A 658-nucleotide genomic window follows, 5' to 3' on the forward strand; every position below is an offset into this window, starting at 1 on the left:
CTTTTCTAAAGATACTTATTTAAGATCATCCCTATTAACAATGCCTGACAATGCCTGACAATGTCTGCAGCAATGAAGCGTAGACTCTCAAAATCATTCAATCAATGGCATCTGCTTCAAACTAATTTTACTGAGAATCACCTTCAGATAATGCCCCTACCGGAATAACTTCTCCCTGCTCTACAATCATATCTAAGACATGCTTCACAGCGCCCTCTTCAGCTTCATACTCTTTTAGACGAGGCGGTACTCATAATTCTCTGCCGGCACAAACCCTTCAATCTCTCCGGTATAGGTCTCCCAGTCACTATTTTTATCTTCCCTGACCTGCAAACATCCTGCCGCCTGCTCTTCACAAAGGATTCGCTCTGCCGAGATATAGTAGAAGACACGCTCATAAGGCTTCGCTTTAATATCGAGATACTCCCCCTGATCTAACTCTACAGGTAGATAATGAGAGACTTTTTCTCCCGGGACTGTTCCTACTAAATAGAGCGCATCACCCTCTCTTACCATCTTAGGGGTTGCGATAATAAATTGTGAAATTCGCTCATCCAGTTTTTGAAGCTCTGGCTCACATGCCATCATTGTTGAAGCTAAAGCAGCACCACCGCGCCCCTCTTTTACTCTAAATGCCCCATTCTCTTTAAGGTAGACC

At 43.8% G+C, this 658-nt stretch carries 1 protein-coding gene; it reads right to left on the minus strand.

What is annotated here, in order from left to right:
• Positions 1-234: 234 nt before the first annotated feature.
• Positions 235-658 (minus strand): DUF4377 domain-containing protein (locus FK529_RS20875; RefSeq protein WP_146564346.1); only part of this gene is annotated, 424 nt, incomplete at its 5' end.

The sequence above is a fragment of the Tsukamurella asaccharolytica genome (genome assembly GCF_007858435.1).
Lineage (GTDB): Bacteria > Actinomycetota > Actinomycetes > Mycobacteriales > Mycobacteriaceae > Tsukamurella > Tsukamurella asaccharolytica.